Below are 17,446 nucleotides of genomic sequence, written 5' to 3'. Positions count from 1 at the left end.
ATATACAGACTGAAGTGCGATCCTATCGTGTGCTATTTCGCCAGCCCTTATTAGTGGCTGCAATTGCATCAGGCATGATCGGCTATGGCATTATGGTATTGATCATGACCGCAACGCCATTGGCCATGAACCAAGATCAACATGGCTTTAATGATACCGCTTATGTGATCCAGTGGCATGTATTGGGCATGTTTGTGCCTTCCTTTTTTACTGGCGGCCTGATCCGACGTTTTACCACTCGCCGCGTTATTTTATGGGGCTGTGGGGCGTTAGCGCTTAGTGTGGCGATAAATTTAGCCGGGCAGGGTTTTTGGTATTACTGGTGGGGCTTATTATTACTGGGCGTAGGCTGGAACTTCACTTTTATTGGTGCGACGCACTTGCTGACTTTTAGCTATTTGCCGGCTGAAAAAGCCAAGGTACAAGGCATTAACGAGTTTTTTGTCTTCAGTGCCGCGGCATTAGGTAGCTTATTCGCAGGCCAAGGATTGGCTATGCTTGGCTGGGCATGGCTAAATTTGTTCGCTCTTCCTTGGATCCTGTTAGTCGCCATTTTGATCTGGCGACTAAAAGAACAAGCACCTAATGCAGCTGACAGCGGTCAGCTGAAAAATAAAATTTTGTAGCCGCGGCTATAGCTGCGAAATTTAGCGCAGCAAAATGGTTTAAATCCCGCTGAGATGGGAGTACTAGTTAAAGCGGCATCCTACAGAAAGTACCGGTTTGTTGTTGAGCTTGGCACTGTTATTTACAGCATAAAATGCTGCGCCAATAAGGCAGCGGTAAAGGGAATTTTTAAATAAAAGCCACGTGGCAGGGTCATAATCGGTTGGCCTTGCTCGCCAATGGCGTCTGTCAGTGCGCGACTGTTGGCGGCCTTGGGTCTTAATTGCAACACTTGGCCGTGGCGAGCACTAATACTTTGTACTTTACCTAGGCTTATCAATTCCATGATCTCTTCCCAATCTTGACGTAACAACTTTTCTTGCTCAGCACTGGGGTGCCATAATAACGGCTGACCTATTATTCGATCTCCCGGTGGCGAGGTACGATCGCCAATAATGGGGATCCAGAGCACACAAGATAACTTATTACGTACGTTTGAGTCTTGCCACCGTAGTCCGCTAATGCCCATTAAAGGAGCCACACTAACAAAAGTGGTTTCTAATGGCTTAGCTTGGTGGTTGATGGGGATCGTTTTAAGCTCGACCCCTAACTCAGGAAAGTCTTGTTCGGGCTTAGATCCGGCACTCGCCCCTAAAGCTAACTCCAGTAATTGACCGATCCAGCCTTTATCTCGTCGTAGATCGTGAGGTGTGGCAATCGATAAGCTGTCAGCTAGCTCTCTCAATGACCAGCCAGCCAGTTGCTCTGCTCTGTCTAATAGCGCGGTTACCGAGTGAGGAGGGGCAATTGTATTGTTCAAAATATCACCAATGCTAGATGTAAATATAAATATTGATTGCTCGATCAATAAATAGTGTAAGATGTTGATTATATTAGATTTATAGATAAAAACTAACTTGCTTTTTTCGTTATTAGATCATATAGCGTTTTTATCCAACTATAAACAGGCTGTTACACAGGCTTATCCACAGGAATTCTGGATAACTGCTATTTATCATTTTTTTACTATTTTATGTTAGCGTCATGCAAAATAAATCACAGTTTACCGATTAAGAAAGGGAATTATTTAACTGTATTTGTGGATAACTATAATTTGGGTGTTTTTTGAGCAGTCACTTTTGCTCACAATATAAATATTTTTATAGGAACTGTAATAAGATCCAGTAAGATCCTTTTTATTTTATTTAAGTTGTTGATTTTTAAGTGTAATTATTTTGGTGTTTTTATTGATTCATAGTGTGTTCATCAAGGATTATAGGGTAAGATCTCAAGCTATACAGCATTTACCACAAGCTTATCCACATCATTTGGGGAAGATGGCACAATGCTCGTGATTTTTTTGTTTATAACTATTGACAAAAATACAAGTTATTCAGAATTGCTGTGAGCCTTTTGTTTGCAGCATCATTTGCCGAGCATAGGGTAATATGGAACAATCTTGCTTATGTTATTTCTTTAGTCTGGTGATTGCGTGATAGATGGTGACGGTTTTCGTCCCAATGTAGGCATAGTGATCTGCAATCGCAAAGGTCAAGTGTTATGGGCTAGGCGCTATGGGCAACACTCTTGGCAGTTCCCTCAGGGTGGCGTAGATGATGGTGAAACCCCAGAACAGTCTATGTACCGAGAGCTGTATGAAGAGATAGGGCTAAGGCCGGAACACGTTACCTTGCTGGCCGTAACGCGACATTGGCTTAAATATAAGCTGCCTAAGCGGTTAGTGCGATGGGACAGCAATCCCGTTTGCATTGGGCAAAAGCAAAAATGGTTTTTGTTAAGGCTAGAGCCTGAGCACGAATCTCATATCGAATTTGGTTGTCATGGACAGCCTGAGTTTGATGACTGGCGCTGGGTGAGCTATTGGTATCCGGTGCGTCAAGTGGTGTCTTTTAAACGTGAAGTGTACCGACGTGTACTGAAAGAATTTGCTCCAATAGTGATGACAGAGCAAGGGCGTCGCGACACGCGTAAACGACACCGATAAAAAGTAATAGCCGCAGCGATAAGCTTGAAGCTGTAAGTGAACAACAGAGATACCGTATGGTGTTTAGCTGCGAGATTCAGTCACCGGCTGCAAAGGATTAAGACGTACAGCGTAAGGCAGATAGCTTATAGCGTAAGACGAATGTTTAAGGAGGTGGCAGTGCTAAAAGAATTGCGAGAAATCGTTCAGCAGGTAACGGCCAGCTCTGATCTGAATAACGCCATGAAAGAGTTAGTGCAGCAAACCCGCTTTGCCATGCAAGTTGATTGCTGTTCTATTTACTTACATCAAGAGCGTCAGCAAAACTATTTACTCGCCGCCACCGATGGTTTATCTCCCAGTGCCGAAGGGCGAGCGATTATGCCTTTGGGGCAGGGTATCGTCGGTTTGATTGGCGATAAAGAAGAGCTAATCAATTTAGCTGATGCCCGCTCGCACCCTCAATTTAAATACCTTCCTGAAACCGACGAAGACGCCTTTATTTCATTTTTAGGCGCGCCTATTATTCACCAGCGAAAAACCTTAGGCGTGCTGGTGGTACAGCAGAAACAAGCGCGACTATTTGAAGAAGGTGAAGAGTCTTTTTTAGTCACGTTAGCGTCACAGTTAGCCACCGTTATTGCCCATGCCGAAGCTAAGGGAAACTTACTCTCGCCTAATTGGCATGGGGTGTTACGAGGCCTTGCAGGCTCGCCTGGTGTTGCCATTGGACGTGCTTGGGTGTGGCAACCTCGCATTACACTCGATCAAGTAAAAGAGCGCCAAGGGGATGATGTTGCCTTGCAGCATGCCCGGTTAGACAAGGTGCTGATACAAGTTGAAGATGAACTGAATGGCTTGGCGCTGCGCTTTCAGGAGTCACAAGCCAGTGAGTCAGTTGCCGTCTTTGAGGTCTATCAGTACATACTGAAAGATCCTATGTTTATTGGTCTGATCCGCAAAGAAATAGACGCCGGCTGGATTGCCGGCAGTGCGGTAAAACGGGTGTGTGAGCGACAAATTAAGCAGTTTGGCAGTATGTCAGATTTGTATCTGCGTGAGCGAGCGGCAGATATTCGAGATTTAGGGCAGCGGCTGATTACCCGTCTGATCCATGAAGATGAGGGAATGTTTACCCTCACGCTTGATGAGCCCATTATTTTAGTGGCGGATGAGATCAGTGCCACTTTGATCGCGGAAATTCCCCCCAATAAACTTAAAGGCATGGTATCGGCTAAAGGATCCATTAACTCTCATGCGGCCATTTTGGCTCGATCGATGGGCATTCCTGCGGTGATGGGCATCGATCATACCTTTGAATTGCTAGAAGATCGTACTCTGATCGTCGATGGCTTTCATGGTGATCTGGTGGTTGAGCCGATTCAGTCAGTGCTGCGTGAGTACCGACGCTTGATCGCCCAAGAAGAAAAGATGGATGCGCTGTTTGCCAGTGTGCTTTATCAGCCAGCCATTACCCTAGATGAGGCGCCCATCTCTTTGCTGCTGAATGCCGGCTTAAGTGTTGAAACTGATGTGACGGCTAACGATGCGGTGGACGGCATTGGGCTATTTCGTACCGAAATTCCGTTTATGATGCGCGATCGCTTTCCCTCAGAGCAAGAGCAAGTCATTTGTTATCGCCGAGTAATGGCGGGGTTTGTCGGTAAACCTGTGTGCATGCGCACTTTAGATGTGGGTGGCGATAAGCAGTTACCGTATTTCCCGATTGTAGAAGAAAATCCCTTTTTGGGGTGGCGGGGGATGCGCCTAACCTTGGATCACCCCGAGATCTTTTTAGTTCAACTTAAAGCTATGCTGCGTGCCAGCCAAGGCTTAGATAATTTATCGATTATGTTGCCTATGGTGACTAATTTAGATGAGGTGAGGGTGGCGCGGCGTATGCTGGATCGCGCATGGCGTGAAGTGTCTGCCGAAACCGCAGAGCAAAAGGGCGATATTCGCTACCCTTGTCTAGGGGTGATGATAGAGGTTCCCTCGCTGCTGTATTTACTGCCCGAATTAGCGCCCCTAGTGGACTTTTGGTCGGTAGGAACTAACGATTTAACCCAATACTTATTAGCGGTAGACCGTAATAATGGCCGGGTGGCCAGTATTTACGATGCTTTTCATCCCGCGATATTACGTGCTTTGCAGCAAATTTTTGATGCCGCCGAACGTTATGGCAAGCCCGTGTCTGTGTGTGGTGAGCTTGCCGGTGATCCCATTGGTGTTTTAGTGCTAATGGCCATGGGATATCGGCGTTTTAGTATGAATAACAGTAATATTTTGCGCATTAAATACATAGTGCGTCAGTCTCGTTGTGATGAGCTGCAAAAGCTATTACAAAATCTGCTGAGCCAGCAGCAAGTGGGCACTATTAAAGAGGCATTTAGCGGTTATTTAGCAGAGCGCGGCCTTAGCGGCCTGCTGCGTGGCCCTAAAACTCCCAGACAATAACCCCGCCAGAGTTCTGGTATTTTGTACGCTGGGATCGCACAATAGCGCCTTTTGTGATTGGTGGAGTAAAGGCATGTCTGAAAGCCACTGGGTGTTCCCAGGTTTTGATCCCGTAGCCATACAAATAGGGCCGCTTGCGGTGCACTGGTATGGCCTAATGTATTTACTGGGGTTTGTATTCGCCTGGCTAATGGCCAACCGCCGTGCGGCACAACCCGGTTCAAATTGGACTCGGGATCAAGTTTCTGACGTATTGTTTTATGGCTTTTTAGGGGTGATCGTCGGGGGGCGCCTTGGTTATGTCTTTTTCTATCAATTTGATGCTTTTGCCGACGATCCTCTTTATCTGATTAAAATCTGGACCGGCGGTATGTCGTTTCATGGTGGCTTAATTGGCGTGATCACCGCCCTGTGGCTATATGCCCGCAAGCAAGGTAAAACCTTTTTTGCTGTGGCCGACTTTATTGCCCCCCTGATCCCTTTTGGCTTAGGCGCGGGCCGCATTGGTAACTTTATTAATGGCGAGTTATGGGGACGCGTCACTGAGGTACCTTGGGGCATTATCTTTCCGGCAGCAGGCATGCTACCTCGCCACCCCTCCCAGCTCTATCAGTTCGCCCTCGAGGGCGTGGTGCTCTTAATTATTCTTAACCTTGCTTGGCGTGTGCGCCCACCACGGGGTGTGGTGTCGGGGTTATTTTTGATGTGTTATGGCTTATTTCGGTTTTTGGTCGAGTTTGTACGAGAGCCAGACGTACAACTGGGTCTGTATTTAGATCTGTTTAGCATGGGGCAGTTATTGTCGATGCCGATGATGCTGGCGGGTGCGCTTATGATTTGGGCGGCGTTTCGTCGTCCACAATGGTTTGGTAAAGGGGAAGTAGCATGAAGGCTTATCTAGAATTAATGCAACATATACTAGATAAAGGGGCGGTAAAAGAAGACAGAACCGGTACTGGCACCTTGTCGGTATTTGGCCATCAAATGCGCTTTGATCTGGCACATGGCTTTCCGCTGATCACCACTAAGAAATGTCATTTAAAATCAATTATTCATGAGCTGTTGTGGTTTTTAAATGGCGATACCAATACGGCTTATTTAAAAGAGCATGGCGTGCGAATTTGGGACGAATGGGCTGATGAAAATGGCGACTTAGGCCCAGTGTATGGCCACCAGTGGCGCAGTTGGCAAGGGGCTGATGGCACCACTATTGATCAAATTAGCCAAGCATTAGCGACCATTAAAACTAATCCTGATAGCCGTCGTATTATTGTCTCGGCCTGGAACGTGGGTGAATTAGAGCAAATGGCGCTCGCCCCTTGCCATGCCTTATTTCAGTTTTATGTAGTTAACGGTAAGTTATCTTGTCAGCTCTATCAGCGCAGTTGTGATGTGTTTTTGGGGCTGCCCTTTAATATTGCAAGTTATGCCTTATTAACGCATATGCTGGCACAGCAGGCAGGATTAGCAGTGGGGGATTTTGTGTGGACGGGGGGTGATGTTCATCTTTATAGTAACCATTTAGAACAAGCCAGACTACAATTAACCCGTGAACCCTATGCGTTACCGACACTGCGTTTGGCGCGTAAACCCAGTTCGTTATTTGACTATGCTTTTGATGACTTTGTGATTGAGGATTATCAAGCGCATCCGCATATTAAAGCGCCGGTAGCCATTTAATTATTAAGGTAACAAAAACGTGGTGGGTGAGGTAGCTTTATGGTGTAGGGCTGGATAAAGAGTTCTATACCGCAGCTGATCGATGACAGGGAGTCTCTATCATATGGCCTATGTACTCAAACGGTTGCTGGCAATGGAATCTGCCGGCGGCATTTTACTTATGATTGCGGCCATTATCGCCATGATCATGGCTAACACCGGCTTATCGAGCTTCTATCATCAGATACTGGATATGCAAATCCAGTTACGTATCAGCAGTCTTAACCTAGATAAAACCTTTGCCCATTGGGTAAATGATGGCCTAATGGCGATTTTCTTTTTAGTGGTGGGTCTTGAGGTTAAGCGCGAGCTGGTTTCTGGGGCATTATCCAGTCGAGAAAAGGCGCTCTTTCCGGCAGTCGCGGCAATTGGCGGCATGATTTTTCCTGCACTGTGGTTTTTAGTATTTAATTACGGTGAGGGGGCCAGTCAAGCAGGCTGGGCGATTCCTACCGCCACTGACATTGCGTTTGCTTTAGGCGTAATGGCGTTGCTTGGCAAGCGAGTACCGCTAAGCCTGAAAGTGTTTTTATTGGCGCTGGCCATTATTGATGATTTGGGCGCCATTATAATTATTGCGGTTTTCTACAATCAAGGCTTGTCGATACCGGCGCTCTTGGTCGCCGCAGTGGGTATTGGCGGTTTGTACTGGCTTAATCGCGCTCAGATAAAAAACTTGGTGCCCTATCTTATTTTAGGCTGGGTGGTGTGGGTGGCTGTTTTACAGTCGGGCGTACACGCAACCTTAGCGGGCGTTATTTTAGGTTTTTTAATCCCATTACAAGGTTTTAAGTTTTCTCCTTCTCAAGAGTTAGAGCGCTTTCTTCATCCGTGGTGTGCTTTTTTTATTCTGCCTATTTTTGCCTTTGTGAATGCGGGAGTCTCACTGCAAGGCTTGTCGTTTACCGACGTGTCTGCCACTTTGCCGGTGGGCATTATTGCAGGTTTACTATTAGGAAAACCCATGGGTATTTTTTTAACCTGTTGGCTAATGGTGAAGCTAAAGCTGGCCCAACTGCCTACTGGGGTCTGTTTACGGCAAATATTTGCGGTGTCAGTGTTGTGTGGCATTGGCTTTACCATGTCGATCTTTATTTCTTCATTGGCATTTTCTACTCAACCTGAGCTTGCCAACGTATCTCGCTTAGGTATCTTGTTGGGCTCTACATTATCTGCGACGCTGGGCTATATCTTACTATATCTGTTGTTACCTCGCCTGCAGTATGAATCTGAAGCGTTGAAGGCCCATCATTAAGCGTTATACTCGGTGTGTGTATATTTATGATGCAGGGCGTATCGCACACTGGGTATTCAAAGCTAGTCGCTTTTTATATGATGGCGTAACTGTGCTGTGGAGATGACTTTGTCACACCTAAATTACAATCATCTATATTATTTTTGGATGACACAAAAAAAAGGCTCAGTCACTAAAGCGGCTGAGGCGTTATTTTTGACGCCGCAAACAGTAACTGGGCAAATTCGCCAGCTAGAACAGCGCCTTGGCGGTAAGCTATTTAAACGAAAAGGGCGGCAACTAGAAGCCAGTGAGTTGGGGCAGTTGGTGTTTAAATATGCAGATCGTATGTTTAGTTTGTCTTATGAAATGCTCGATATTGTGCATTATCGCAAAGAAGATCATTTGATCTTTGATGTTGGCATTGCCGATGCGCTATCAAAACGGCTGGCTAGCCGCGTGCTGATGTCGGTGATCCCAAATGATGGCTCCATTCATTTACGCTGTTATGAATCAACTCACGAAATGCTGTTAGAGCAGTTGAGCGAGCATAAATTAGATATGATCTTGTCTGACTGCCCCGTCGACTCAGCTCAGCATGCGGGATTATTATCGAAGAAGTTGGGTGAATGTGATATCGGTTTTTATTGTCGAGAGCCGTTACCTACTAAGCCGTTTCCTGATTGCTTAGAAGAGCGTAGACTCTTGATCCCTGGGCGACGTACTGCAATGGGGCGACAATTACGTCATTGGTTAGAAGTGCAGGGCTTAAAGCCACAAATATTAGGTGAGTTTGATGATGCGGCGTTAATGAAAGCCTTTGGTTTTTTTAACCAAGGCATATTTGTGGCTCCTGCTATTTATCGTGATGCAATTTTACAGTATCAACCGGTCATTGAAATTGGCCGAGTAGAAGAGCTAAAAGAAGAATATTACGTTATTTTTGCCGAGCGAATGATCCAGCACCCAGCCGTTAAGCGGCTTTGTGAGAGTGACTTTACGTCACTGTTTTCTGGGCTGGATGATTTTTCTACCGGTGTACCCCCCGTCAGTTTTGACGGTGAATTTAGTTAAGGACATCATGATGGAATTGGATATGCAAGCGATGGAGGCCAGTGCCGCCAATGCAGTTAAGCTGCTAAAGGCGCTAGCTAATGAGCGCAGATTATTTATTTTATGTCATCTACTCGACAAAGAACTGTCGGTAGGAGAAATGAACGAGCATTTGGGATTAAGTCAATCGGCGCTGTCTCAACATTTAGCGTTACTTCGTAACGACGGTTTTGTTCGTACCAGAAAAGAAGCACAAACCGTGTATTACTCGCTAAAAAGCGACGAAGTTCGGGAAATGATCGCCTTACTGCATAAGTTGTACTGCCAAGAAAAGTGAGACGACAATAACGCTTTACGCTATAAGCTGTAGGTTAAAGAAGCCTACCCAGCTTTCGGTCAACTCACCTAGGGCGTAATGTGTAACGCGTTTTTCTTTAGGCAATAAAAAACCGGCTTACGCCGGTTTTTTTACGCTTACTCAAAGACTCTAACTTACAGAGCTTTAATTTTAGCGTTAAGGCGGCTCTTATGACGAGCTGCTTTATTCTTATGGATCAGACCTTTAGTGGCCATACGATCCAGCAGAGGCTGTGCTTGATTAAACGCAGCTTGTGCATTTTCTTTGTTGCCGCTAGCGATAGCTGCAACTACTTTTTTCATGTAAGTACGAACCATTGAACGGCGGCTGGCATTGTGCTTACGGCGTTTCTCTGATTGAAGCGCGCGCTTCTTAGCAGACTTGATATTAGCCAAGGTAAAACTCCTAGAACTGTCTTAGCGAGTGTTAATAAAAGGCTGAGGAATATGCCCTTTTCACTGCTAAATGTCAATTGATTTGTGCAAATAAACACCGCCCTGTGGTCAGATACAGGGCCGAGGGTTAAACTGTCGTGCGGATTCTACCAGCATTCCCCTGCATTCAGCAATTTTCTTCATTAAGAGGTTTTCATTTTGAGTAAAGCATTACTGCGTTCGGGCCTGATTGTGTCCGCTATGACCTTGATATCTCGAGTGCTGGGCTTGGTGCGCGATGTCGTGATCGCCAACTTATTAGGGGCGGGAGTCTCGGCCGATGTGTTCTTCTTTGCTAATCGAATTCCGAATTTTTTACGACGTTTATTTGCCGAGGGAGCCTTTAATCAAGCTTTTATTCCTGTGATGACAGAGTACAAGCAAACCCGTAGCTTTAAAGATACCCAAGACTTATTGGCCGCCGTATCGGGTACCTTAGGCTTGATCGTCACCTTGGTGACGCTAGTCGGCGTGGTGGGCTCAGGGGTGGTGACGGCGCTGTTTGGTATGGGGTGGTTTTTAGAGTGGGTGAATGATGGCCCCGAAGCCCACAAGTTTGAGCTGGCCTCGTTATTACTTAAAGTCACCTTTCCCTATTTATGGTTTATTAGTTTTACTGCCATGGCTGGCGCTATTTTAAATACCTTTGGTAAATTTGCGGTCTCGTCCTTTACGCCTGTCTTTCTTAACTTGGCACTGATTGCTGCCGCACTTTGGCTTTCTCCACGTTTGGCAGAGCCAGAGTTGGGGTTGGCCATAGGTGTGTTTTTGGGTGGTTTACTGCAATTTTTATTTCAGTTTCCATTTTTATGGCGTTTACGAATGCTGGTGCGCCCGCGTTGGGCTTGGCACCACCCTGGGGTGGTTAAAGTACGCACACTGATGATACCGGCCTTGTTTGGGGTATCTGTGAGTCAGGTCAACTTGTTGTTTGATACGGTATTGGCGTCCTTTTTGGCTACCGGCTCCATCAGTTATTTATATTATTCCGATCGCTTGCTAGAGTTTCCGTTAGGTTTGTTTGGTATTGCCATTGCCACCGTGATCTTACCGGCGCTGTCGAGTCGTCATGTTGAGCAGTCTAAAGAAGGCTTTGCCGCCACCATGGACTGGGGGGTGCGCATGGTCTTGCTGATGGGCTTTCCGGCTATGGTGGGCTTAATTGTACTGAGTGAGCCCATGCTGCGGGTGCTGTTTATGCGGGGGGAGTTTGGGGTAGAAGAAGTATTAGCGGCCAGTAAAAGCTTGGTGGCTTATGGCGTGGGCTTGCAAGCCTTTATGCTCATTAAGGTATTAGCGCCGGGGTACTATGCGCGCCAAGACACTAAAACACCGGTGCGCTTTGGCATTATCGCCATGGTGGCCAATATGGTCTTTAATGCCATATTAATTTTTCCATTGGGATATGTGGGCTTGGCTTTGGCCACGGCTATGTCGGGTATTTTAAATGCCAGCTTGCTTGCATGGGGCTTAAGTCGCCGAGGTATTTACCAGCCTAGTCGCCATACTTGGCTGTTTGGCGCCAAGGTTGCATTAGCCAGTGCGGGCATGGCTGTGCTCTTATGGTGGTTATCTCCTGAGTTAACAGTATGGTCTGAATGGGGGTTATTTAGCAGTACTTTACACCTATTTGGCTATATTGGCGCCGGTGCCCTGTGTTACGGTACTTTGCTACTTCTCGCTGGTGTGCGTATAAAGCACTTTAAAACCATCCAGTAGGGCTGATCCTAACGGCCAGCTAGGTTATAATCCGCTCATTTACAGCTAAGGTCAGTCACGAAATCTATGGAGCTTATACGCGGCATTCACAATATTAAGCCATGGCATAGTGGCTGTGTGCTGACCATTGGTAATTTTGATGGCGTGCATTTGGGGCATCAATCGGTTTTGCGCCGCCTTATTGAGCAAGCTCGCAGGCTGAACGTACCGGCTTGTGTGATGATTTTTGAGCCCCAGCCCAGAGAGTTGTTTACCGGCCATGATGCCCCACCGCGCTTAACTCGCCTACGTGAAAAATACCAGCAGCTGGCGCGATTAGGTATCGACCGTTTATTGTGTGTGCGCTTTAACGCCACTTTTGCCGCGCAAAGCCCTGATCATTTTATTCGCGATCTCTTAGTGGATAAATTAGGGGTGCAGTTTTTGGTAGTAGGGGATGACTTTCGCTTTGGTCAACACAGAGGCGGAAATTTTGAGTTGCTTACCCGGGCTGGGCAACGCTTTGGCTTTGAGGTGGTCAGTACCCAAAGCTGGTGCATGAATCGCCAACGGGTCAGCAGTACACTGATCCGTGATGCCATGGTGAATGATGAGCTGACCCAGGCCGCAACTATGTTAGGGCGCCCCTTTAGTTTATGTGGCCGAGTGGCTCATGGTGCAAAGCTTGGACGCACCATTGGTTTTCCTACTGCAAACGTGGCACTTAAACGCCAAGTCAGCCCTGTTTCGGGGGTATATGCAGTTGAGCTGTGCCTAGAGGGACGGCATTACCCAGGGGTGGCTAATATCGGTAATAAACCTACCGTGAATGGCACCCAAGCTTTATTAGAAGTTCACTTGTTTGATTTTTCCGGTGATATATACGGCAAACAGGTGGAAGTCGAGCTTCGCCATAAATTGCGAAGCGAACAAAAATTCGCATCCTTTGAGCTGTTAAAGGAGCAAATTCAACGCGATGCCGCCACTGCCCGCCATTGGTTTGGGTTAGCGGCATCAGAACCGAACGGAATGTAGGACCCATGACCGACTATAAAAACACCCTGAATTTGCCTGAAACGGAATTTCCGATGCGCGGTAACTTGGCCAAACGTGAGCCAGAAATGTTAGCCCGTTGGATTGAACAAGACTTATACGGCGCAGTGCGTCAGGCCAAAGCGGGCAAAAAGCCGTTTATTTTGCACGATGGCCCTCCTTATGCCAATGGCAGTATTCATATTGGTCACTCGGTGAATAAGATCTTAAAAGACGTCATCGTAAAATCTAAAGGCTTATTAGGGTATGACTCTCCCTACATTCCCGGTTGGGACTGTCACGGCTTGCCGATTGAATTAAAAGTAGAAGCAAAAATTGGTAAGCCCGGCGTTAAAGTGTCAGCGGCTGAATTTCGCCAAGCCTGCCGTAGCTATGCGCAAACGCAAATTGAAGCGCAAAAAACCGACTTTGTCCGCTTAGGGGTATTGGCTGACTGGGAAAACCCTTATCTGACTATGGACTTTGGTACTGAAGCCAACATTATTCGTACCCTAGGTAAAATCATCGACAAGGGGCACTTGCACAAAGGTTCAAAGCCGGTGCATTGGTGTACCGATTGTGGATCTGCACTGGCTGAAGCTGAGGTTGAGCATGAAGATAAGCGCTCACCTGCAATAGATGTGCGTTTTAAAGCGGTGGATGCCACAGAGGTTGCGGCAAGCTTTGATTGTGCAGACGGCCATACCGGGCACGGATCCATGTCAGTGGTTATTTGGACCACCACACCTTGGACGCTGCCGGCTAACCGCGCCGTAGCGCTACATGGCGAACTTAGCTATGCCTTAGTACAAGTTGAAGGTGAGCAGCCTGAGCGTTTAATTGTTGCGGCGGATTTAGTGGCTGAGGTGATGGATCGCGCCGGGATTACTCATTATCACAACTTAGGCTACTGTGAGGGCGCTAAACTGGAGTTGAAGCGTTTTCAGCATCCGTTTTACCGCTTCGACGTGCCCATTGTGTTGGGGGATCACGTGACCACAGATTCGGGTACCGGTGCTGTGCATACCGCACCCGGTCATGGTCAAGAAGACTTTGTGGTGGGCCAACAATATGGCTTAGAAGTGGCCAACCCTGTGGGCGGCAATGGGGTCTATTTACCTGATACTGAATTATTTGCCGGTCAGCATGTATTTAAAGCTAATGACGCGGTAGTAGAAGCATTGAAAGAGCATGGTGCGCTATTGCACCATCACGCCATTATGCACTCGTACCCGCATTGCTGGCGCCATAAAACGCCGATTATCTTCCGTGCAACACCTCAGTGGTTTATTAGTATGGAGCAAGGCGGCTTGCGTGATAAAGCCCTTGGCGAGATTAAAAAAGTACAGTGGGTGCCAGAGTGGGGCGAAAACCGTATTCAGGCCATGGTGGAAAACCGCCCAGATTGGTGTATTTCACGCCAGCGTACTTGGGGTGTGCCCATTGCCTTATTTGTGCATAAAGATACCCAAGCGCTGCACCCGCGTGCCACTGAGCTAATGGAAGAAGTAGCCAAGCGTGTGGAAGTGGCGGGTATTCAAGCGTGGTGGGATCTAGACCCTGCAGAGTTATTGGGTGAAGAAGCTGACCAATACGATAAAGTACTGGATACTTTGGATGTGTGGTTTGACTCGGGATCTACCTTCGCCTCTGTAGTGGATGAGCGTGGTGAGTTTAACGGCCAACAGGCGGATATGTACCTAGAAGGGTCAGATCAGCACAGAGGCTGGTTTATGTCATCTTTGATGATTTCTACCGCGATTAAAGATCACGCCCCTTATCGCCAAGTGCTCACCCATGGCTTTACCGTAGACGGTAATGGCCGCAAAATGTCGAAGTCTGTGGGTAATGTGGTAAGCCCGCAGCAGGTAATGAATAAGCTGGGTGCAGATATTTTGCGCTTATGGGTGGCCAGCACCGACTATACCGGCGAAATGACGGTGTCAGATGAAATTTTAAAGCGCAGCGCCGATGCTTATCGTCGCATTCGTAATACTGCGCGCTTCTTGCTGGCGAACCTCAACGGCTTTAATCCGGCAACCGATATGGTAGCCCCCGAAGAGATGATCACCATAGACCGTTGGGCGGTGGGCCGTGCACAAGCCATTCAGCAAGAGATTACGCAGGCGTATGATGAGTACAACTTCCATTTAGTGACGCAAAAGCTGATGCAGTTCTGCTCCATCGAGATGGGCTCTTTTTATCTGGATGTCATTAAAGACCGCCAATACACTGCCAAAGCTGATGGCTTGGCCAGACGCTCTTGCCAAACGGCCTTGTATCATATTGCCGAAGCCTTAGTGCGCTGGATGGCGCCCATTATGAGCTTTACCGCCGATGAAATTTGGAACTCCTTACCCGGTGAGCGCGCACAGTTTGTGTTTACTGAAGAGTTCTATGAGGGCTTATTTGGTCTGGCCGAAGGTGAGCAACTTAATGACAGCTACTGGGCCGAGTTGCTAACTATTCGTCAAGCTGTGAATAAAGCTTTAGAGCTGGCACGTAAAGACAAAGTCATTGGCGCCGGTCTTGAAGCGAGTATTACTTTGTTTGTGGAAGAATCATTGGCCACTAAGCTTGCCTTGCTGGGCGATGAGCTGAGGTTTGTCTTGTTGACCTCAGATGTTGATATACAGCCCTTAGCGAATGCCGATGATGCCGCCGATACCGAGCTTGATGGTTTGAAGATAAATGTTGCTAAAAGTGATGCTGAAAAGTGCAGTCGCTGCTGGCACCATGTGGCTGATGTTAATGTTGAGCAAGCGGGGGTTTGTGGCCGCTGTGTCACCAATATTTCAGGAGACGGCGAAGTCCGTCAGTTTGCTTAATGACGAGACTTAAAGAAACTGGCCTGCGTTGGTGGTGGCTGGCTATCGTCGCCATTGTGATTGATCAGGTTAGTAAATGGTTAACAGTGACCCATCTTGACTATGGTTATCCTGGGGTGGAGCTCACCCCCTTTTTTAACCTAGTACATGTGTATAATCCCGGGGCGGCGTTTAGCTTTTTAGCGGAACAAGGGGGCTGGCAACGGTGGTTTTTTGCCGGTTTGGCTACGGCCGTGACCGTGCTGCTCAGTGTGTGGATGGCTAAGTTGCCCAAGGCGGCTCGCTGGTTACCAGCCGCCTATGCCTTGGTGATTGGCGGTGCTATCGGTAATGTGATTGATCGTCTCGTTTTAGGACACGTGGTTGATTTCTTAGATTTTTATGTAAATAACTGGCATTGGCCGGCGTTTAATCTTGCTGATAGCTTTATTTTTATTGGTGCAGCCATGATTATTATCGACAGTTTTAAAAAGGATAAACCCCATGACTAAGCAAATAGGTGCGCAAAGTGAAGTGGTCTTTCATTTTACCATTAAACTTGAAGATGGTTCTGTTGCCGATAGCACACAGCTTCAGGGGAAACCGGCTAAACTGACCATGGGTGATGGCAGCTTAACGCCAACCTTTGAAGCTTGCTTAATGGGATTAAGTGAAGGCGATAGTCACAGCTTTGACTTAGGGCCAGATGACGCTTTTGGGCCCGTTAATCCCAATAATATCCATTATATGGATCGCAGTAAATTTGCCACTGATATGACCCTAGAAGAGGGTGCGATTGTAGCCTTTACACAACCTAACGGGACAGAAATTCCGGGTATACTGCGCAATATTGCAGGAGATTCGGTTACAGTAGACTTTAATCATCCCTTAGCAGGACATGGCGTGACCTTTGAGGTGGAAATATTGACGGTTGACTCTGCTGCTAGTGCGCCAGAGTCGGTGACAACATAAGGAGCCTGAAGTGGATATTTTACTTGCCAACCCCCGTGGTTTTTGTGCCGGCGTTGATCGGGCGATTAGCATAGTGCAAAGCGCGTTAGAGAAATTTGAAGCGCCGATTTATGTCCGTCACGAAGTGGTGCATAACCGCTATGTGGTTAATAAACTCAAAAATGCTGGGGCGGTATTTGTAGAAGAGCTCGATCAGGTGCCTGACGATAATATCGTTATTTTCTCGGCGCATGGTGTGTCTAAAGCGGTGCGAGAAGAGGCAAAAAACCGTGGGCTAAAAGTGTTTGACGCCACTTGCCCCTTGGTGACTAAAGTGCATATGGAAGTACACCGCGCCAGCAAAAAAAATATAGAGACCATACTGATTGGCCATGCAGGCCACCCAGAAGTAGAAGGCACCATGGGGCAGTATGAAAGTGCCACAGGTGGTATGTATTTAGTCGAAAACGCCGCCGATGTAGCGACCTTGCAGGTTAACGACCCCGAGAACCTGACCTTTGTAACGCAAACCACGCTCAGTGTTGATGAAACTTCCGATGTGATTGATGCCTTGCGTGCGCGCTTTCCAGCCATTGTTGGCCCACGTAAAGACGACATTTGCTATGCCACGCAAAATCGTCAAGACGCGGTGCGAGAATTGGCGGCTAAAGTGGATGTGATGTTAGTAGTAGGCTCTAAAAACTCCTCTAACTCAAATCGCTTGCGGGAGTTGGCAGAAAAAATTGGCACCCGTGCCTACTTAATTGATTGCGTAGAAATGATTGATGCCGCTTGGATTGAAAACGTGGCACGCATTGCCGTGACGGCCGGGGCGTCGGCACCCGAAATTTTGGTGCAAGAGGTGATTGATCACTTGAAGTCTCTTGGCGGTCAAACAGTGATTGAGCACCCCGGGCGTGAAGAAAATATTGTGTTTGAAGTTCCTGCCGAGCTAAAAGTAAAGCAAGTCTCTTAAAAGATAGCTGGTAGCGTTAAGCTGAAAGCTAGAAGAAGACACTAATCTAAACAGCGCCTACATAGGCGCTGTTTTTCTTTAACGTAAGGCGTACAGCGTAAAACATACCGCGTTGTTTTAGCTCGGCGCTGTATTTA

General features: G+C 47.2%; 16 protein-coding genes. 14 read left to right on the top strand and 2 right to left on the bottom strand.

Features of this window, described 5'->3' with window-relative positions:
* Window positions 1-626 (top strand): MFS transporter (locus ACTHY5_RS06550; RefSeq protein WP_441877952.1); only part of this gene is annotated, 626 nt, incomplete at its 5' end.
* A gap of 122 nt (window positions 627-748) precedes the next feature.
* Here the strand turns inward: ACTHY5_RS06550 and mutH are convergent.
* Window positions 749-1,426 (bottom strand): DNA mismatch repair endonuclease MutH, encoded by a 678-nt coding sequence (gene mutH / locus ACTHY5_RS06545; protein ID WP_441877950.1) that lies wholly within the window; start codon window positions 1,424-1,426, stop codon window positions 749-751.
* 672 nt (window positions 1,427-2,098) lie between these two features.
* On the opposite strand from mutH, the gene rppH reads away from it, so the two are divergent.
* The 7 genes from rppH (at window position 2,099) to ACTHY5_RS06510 (ending at window position 9,390) form a co-directional block, all read left to right on the top strand.
* Entirely contained in the window at window positions 2,099-2,611 is a 513-nt protein-coding gene (gene rppH, locus ACTHY5_RS06540) for an RNA pyrophosphohydrolase (protein WP_441877948.1), read from the top strand.
* A gap of 159 nt (window positions 2,612-2,770) precedes the next feature.
* Complete coding sequence (ptsP, locus tag ACTHY5_RS06535; protein ID WP_441877946.1) at window positions 2,771-5,047, top strand: phosphoenolpyruvate--protein phosphotransferase; 2,277 nt, start codon at window positions 2,771-2,773, stop codon at window positions 5,045-5,047.
* A 73-nt stretch (window positions 5,048-5,120) separates the two neighbouring features.
* Window positions 5,121-5,936 carry a prolipoprotein diacylglyceryl transferase gene (gene lgt, locus ACTHY5_RS06530; protein ID WP_441877944.1) on the top strand — a complete coding sequence of 272 codons (816 nt, stop codon included), beginning with the start codon at window positions 5,121-5,123 and terminating at the stop codon, window positions 5,934-5,936.
* Window positions 5,933-6,727, top strand: coding sequence for a thymidylate synthase (gene thyA, locus ACTHY5_RS06525; RefSeq protein ID WP_441877942.1), 795 nt, complete (start codon window positions 5,933-5,935; stop codon window positions 6,725-6,727). The genes lgt and thyA overlap by 4 nt, the downstream gene beginning before the upstream one ends.
* 103 nt (window positions 6,728-6,830) lie before the next feature.
* Window positions 6,831-8,021: a Na+/H+ antiporter NhaA gene (nhaA, locus tag ACTHY5_RS06520; RefSeq protein WP_441877940.1), complete on the top strand. Its 1,191-nt coding sequence runs from the start codon at window positions 6,831-6,833 to the stop codon at window positions 8,019-8,021.
* Between the two features lie 108 nt (window positions 8,022-8,129).
* Complete coding sequence (gene nhaR, locus ACTHY5_RS06515) at window positions 8,130-9,074, top strand: transcriptional activator NhaR (protein WP_441877938.1); 945 nt, start codon at window positions 8,130-8,132, stop codon at window positions 9,072-9,074.
* 7 nt (window positions 9,075-9,081) lie between these two features.
* Window positions 9,082-9,390: an ArsR/SmtB family transcription factor gene (locus ACTHY5_RS06510; RefSeq protein ID WP_441877936.1), complete on the top strand. Its 309-nt coding sequence runs from the start codon at window positions 9,082-9,084 to the stop codon at window positions 9,388-9,390.
* A 155-nt stretch (window positions 9,391-9,545) separates the two neighbouring features.
* Here the strand turns inward: ACTHY5_RS06510 and rpsT are convergent, their stop codons facing one another.
* On the bottom strand, window positions 9,546-9,806 hold the full coding sequence (gene rpsT, locus ACTHY5_RS06505; RefSeq protein WP_441877934.1) for a 30S ribosomal protein S20: 261 nt from the start codon (window positions 9,804-9,806) through the stop codon (window positions 9,546-9,548).
* Window positions 9,807-10,004: 198 nt separating this feature from the next.
* Between rpsT and murJ the strand changes: the two genes are divergently transcribed.
* From murJ to ispH, 6 genes are all read left to right on the top strand, one after another.
* Window positions 10,005-11,564 (top strand): murein biosynthesis integral membrane protein MurJ, encoded by a 1,560-nt coding sequence (gene murJ / locus ACTHY5_RS06500; RefSeq protein ID WP_441877933.1) that lies wholly within the window; start codon window positions 10,005-10,007, stop codon window positions 11,562-11,564.
* Window positions 11,565-11,630: 66 nt separating this feature from the next.
* Window positions 11,631-12,578: a bifunctional riboflavin kinase/FAD synthetase gene (gene ribF, locus ACTHY5_RS06495; RefSeq protein ID WP_441877931.1), complete on the top strand. Its 948-nt coding sequence runs from the start codon at window positions 11,631-11,633 to the stop codon at window positions 12,576-12,578.
* 5 nt (window positions 12,579-12,583) lie between these two features.
* A complete protein-coding gene (ileS, locus tag ACTHY5_RS06490; RefSeq protein WP_441877929.1) occupies window positions 12,584-15,403 on the top strand; it encodes an isoleucine--tRNA ligase in 2,820 nt (939 codons plus the stop codon).
* Window positions 15,403-15,894 carry a signal peptidase II gene (lspA, locus tag ACTHY5_RS06485; protein WP_441877927.1) on the top strand — a complete coding sequence of 164 codons (492 nt, stop codon included), beginning with the start codon at window positions 15,403-15,405 and terminating at the stop codon, window positions 15,892-15,894. The genes ileS and lspA overlap by 1 nt, the downstream gene beginning before the upstream one ends.
* Window positions 15,887-16,354, top strand: a complete 468-nt coding sequence (gene fkpB / locus ACTHY5_RS06480; protein ID WP_441877926.1) for an FKBP-type peptidyl-prolyl cis-trans isomerase — start codon at window positions 15,887-15,889, stop codon at window positions 16,352-16,354. The genes lspA and fkpB overlap by 8 nt, the downstream gene beginning before the upstream one ends.
* A gap of 10 nt (window positions 16,355-16,364) precedes the next feature.
* The gene (ispH, locus tag ACTHY5_RS06475; protein ID WP_441877924.1) at window positions 16,365-17,309 is read left to right on the top strand and encodes a 4-hydroxy-3-methylbut-2-enyl diphosphate reductase; all 945 of its coding nucleotides are present in this window, start codon (window positions 16,365-16,367) and stop codon (window positions 17,307-17,309) included.
* The last annotated feature ends 137 nt before the right edge of the window (window positions 17,310-17,446 follow it).

The organism is Oceanisphaera sp. (genome assembly GCF_052084945.1).
In the GTDB taxonomy this organism is placed as follows: Bacteria; Pseudomonadota; Gammaproteobacteria; order Enterobacterales; family Aeromonadaceae; genus Oceanimonas.
The sequence above is the reverse complement of the archived record's forward strand: the minus strand, read 5'-3'. Positions and strand labels throughout refer to the sequence as shown.

What these genes read in the sequence shown, in the direction of transcription:
- lspA (WP_441877927.1), top strand. Translation starts at nt 15,403, where the DNA reads ATGACGAGACTTAAAGAAACTGGCCTGCGTTGGTGGTGGCTGGCTATC.
- nhaA (WP_441877940.1), top strand. Translation starts at nt 6,831, where the DNA reads ATGGCCTATGTACTCAAACGGTTGCTGGCAATGGAATCTGCCGGCGGC.
- fkpB (WP_441877926.1), top strand. Translation starts at nt 15,887, where the DNA reads ATGACTAAGCAAATAGGTGCGCAAAGTGAAGTGGTCTTTCATTTTACC.
- thyA (WP_441877942.1), top strand. Translation starts at nt 5,933, where the DNA reads ATGAAGGCTTATCTAGAATTAATGCAACATATACTAGATAAAGGGGCG.
- lgt (WP_441877944.1), top strand. Translation starts at nt 5,121, where the DNA reads ATGTCTGAAAGCCACTGGGTGTTCCCAGGTTTTGATCCCGTAGCCATA.
- ileS (WP_441877929.1), top strand. Translation starts at nt 12,584, where the DNA reads ATGACCGACTATAAAAACACCCTGAATTTGCCTGAAACGGAATTTCCG.
- ribF (WP_441877931.1), top strand. Translation starts at nt 11,631, where the DNA reads ATGGAGCTTATACGCGGCATTCACAATATTAAGCCATGGCATAGTGGC.
- ACTHY5_RS06510 (WP_441877936.1), top strand. Translation starts at nt 9,082, where the DNA reads ATGATGGAATTGGATATGCAAGCGATGGAGGCCAGTGCCGCCAATGCA.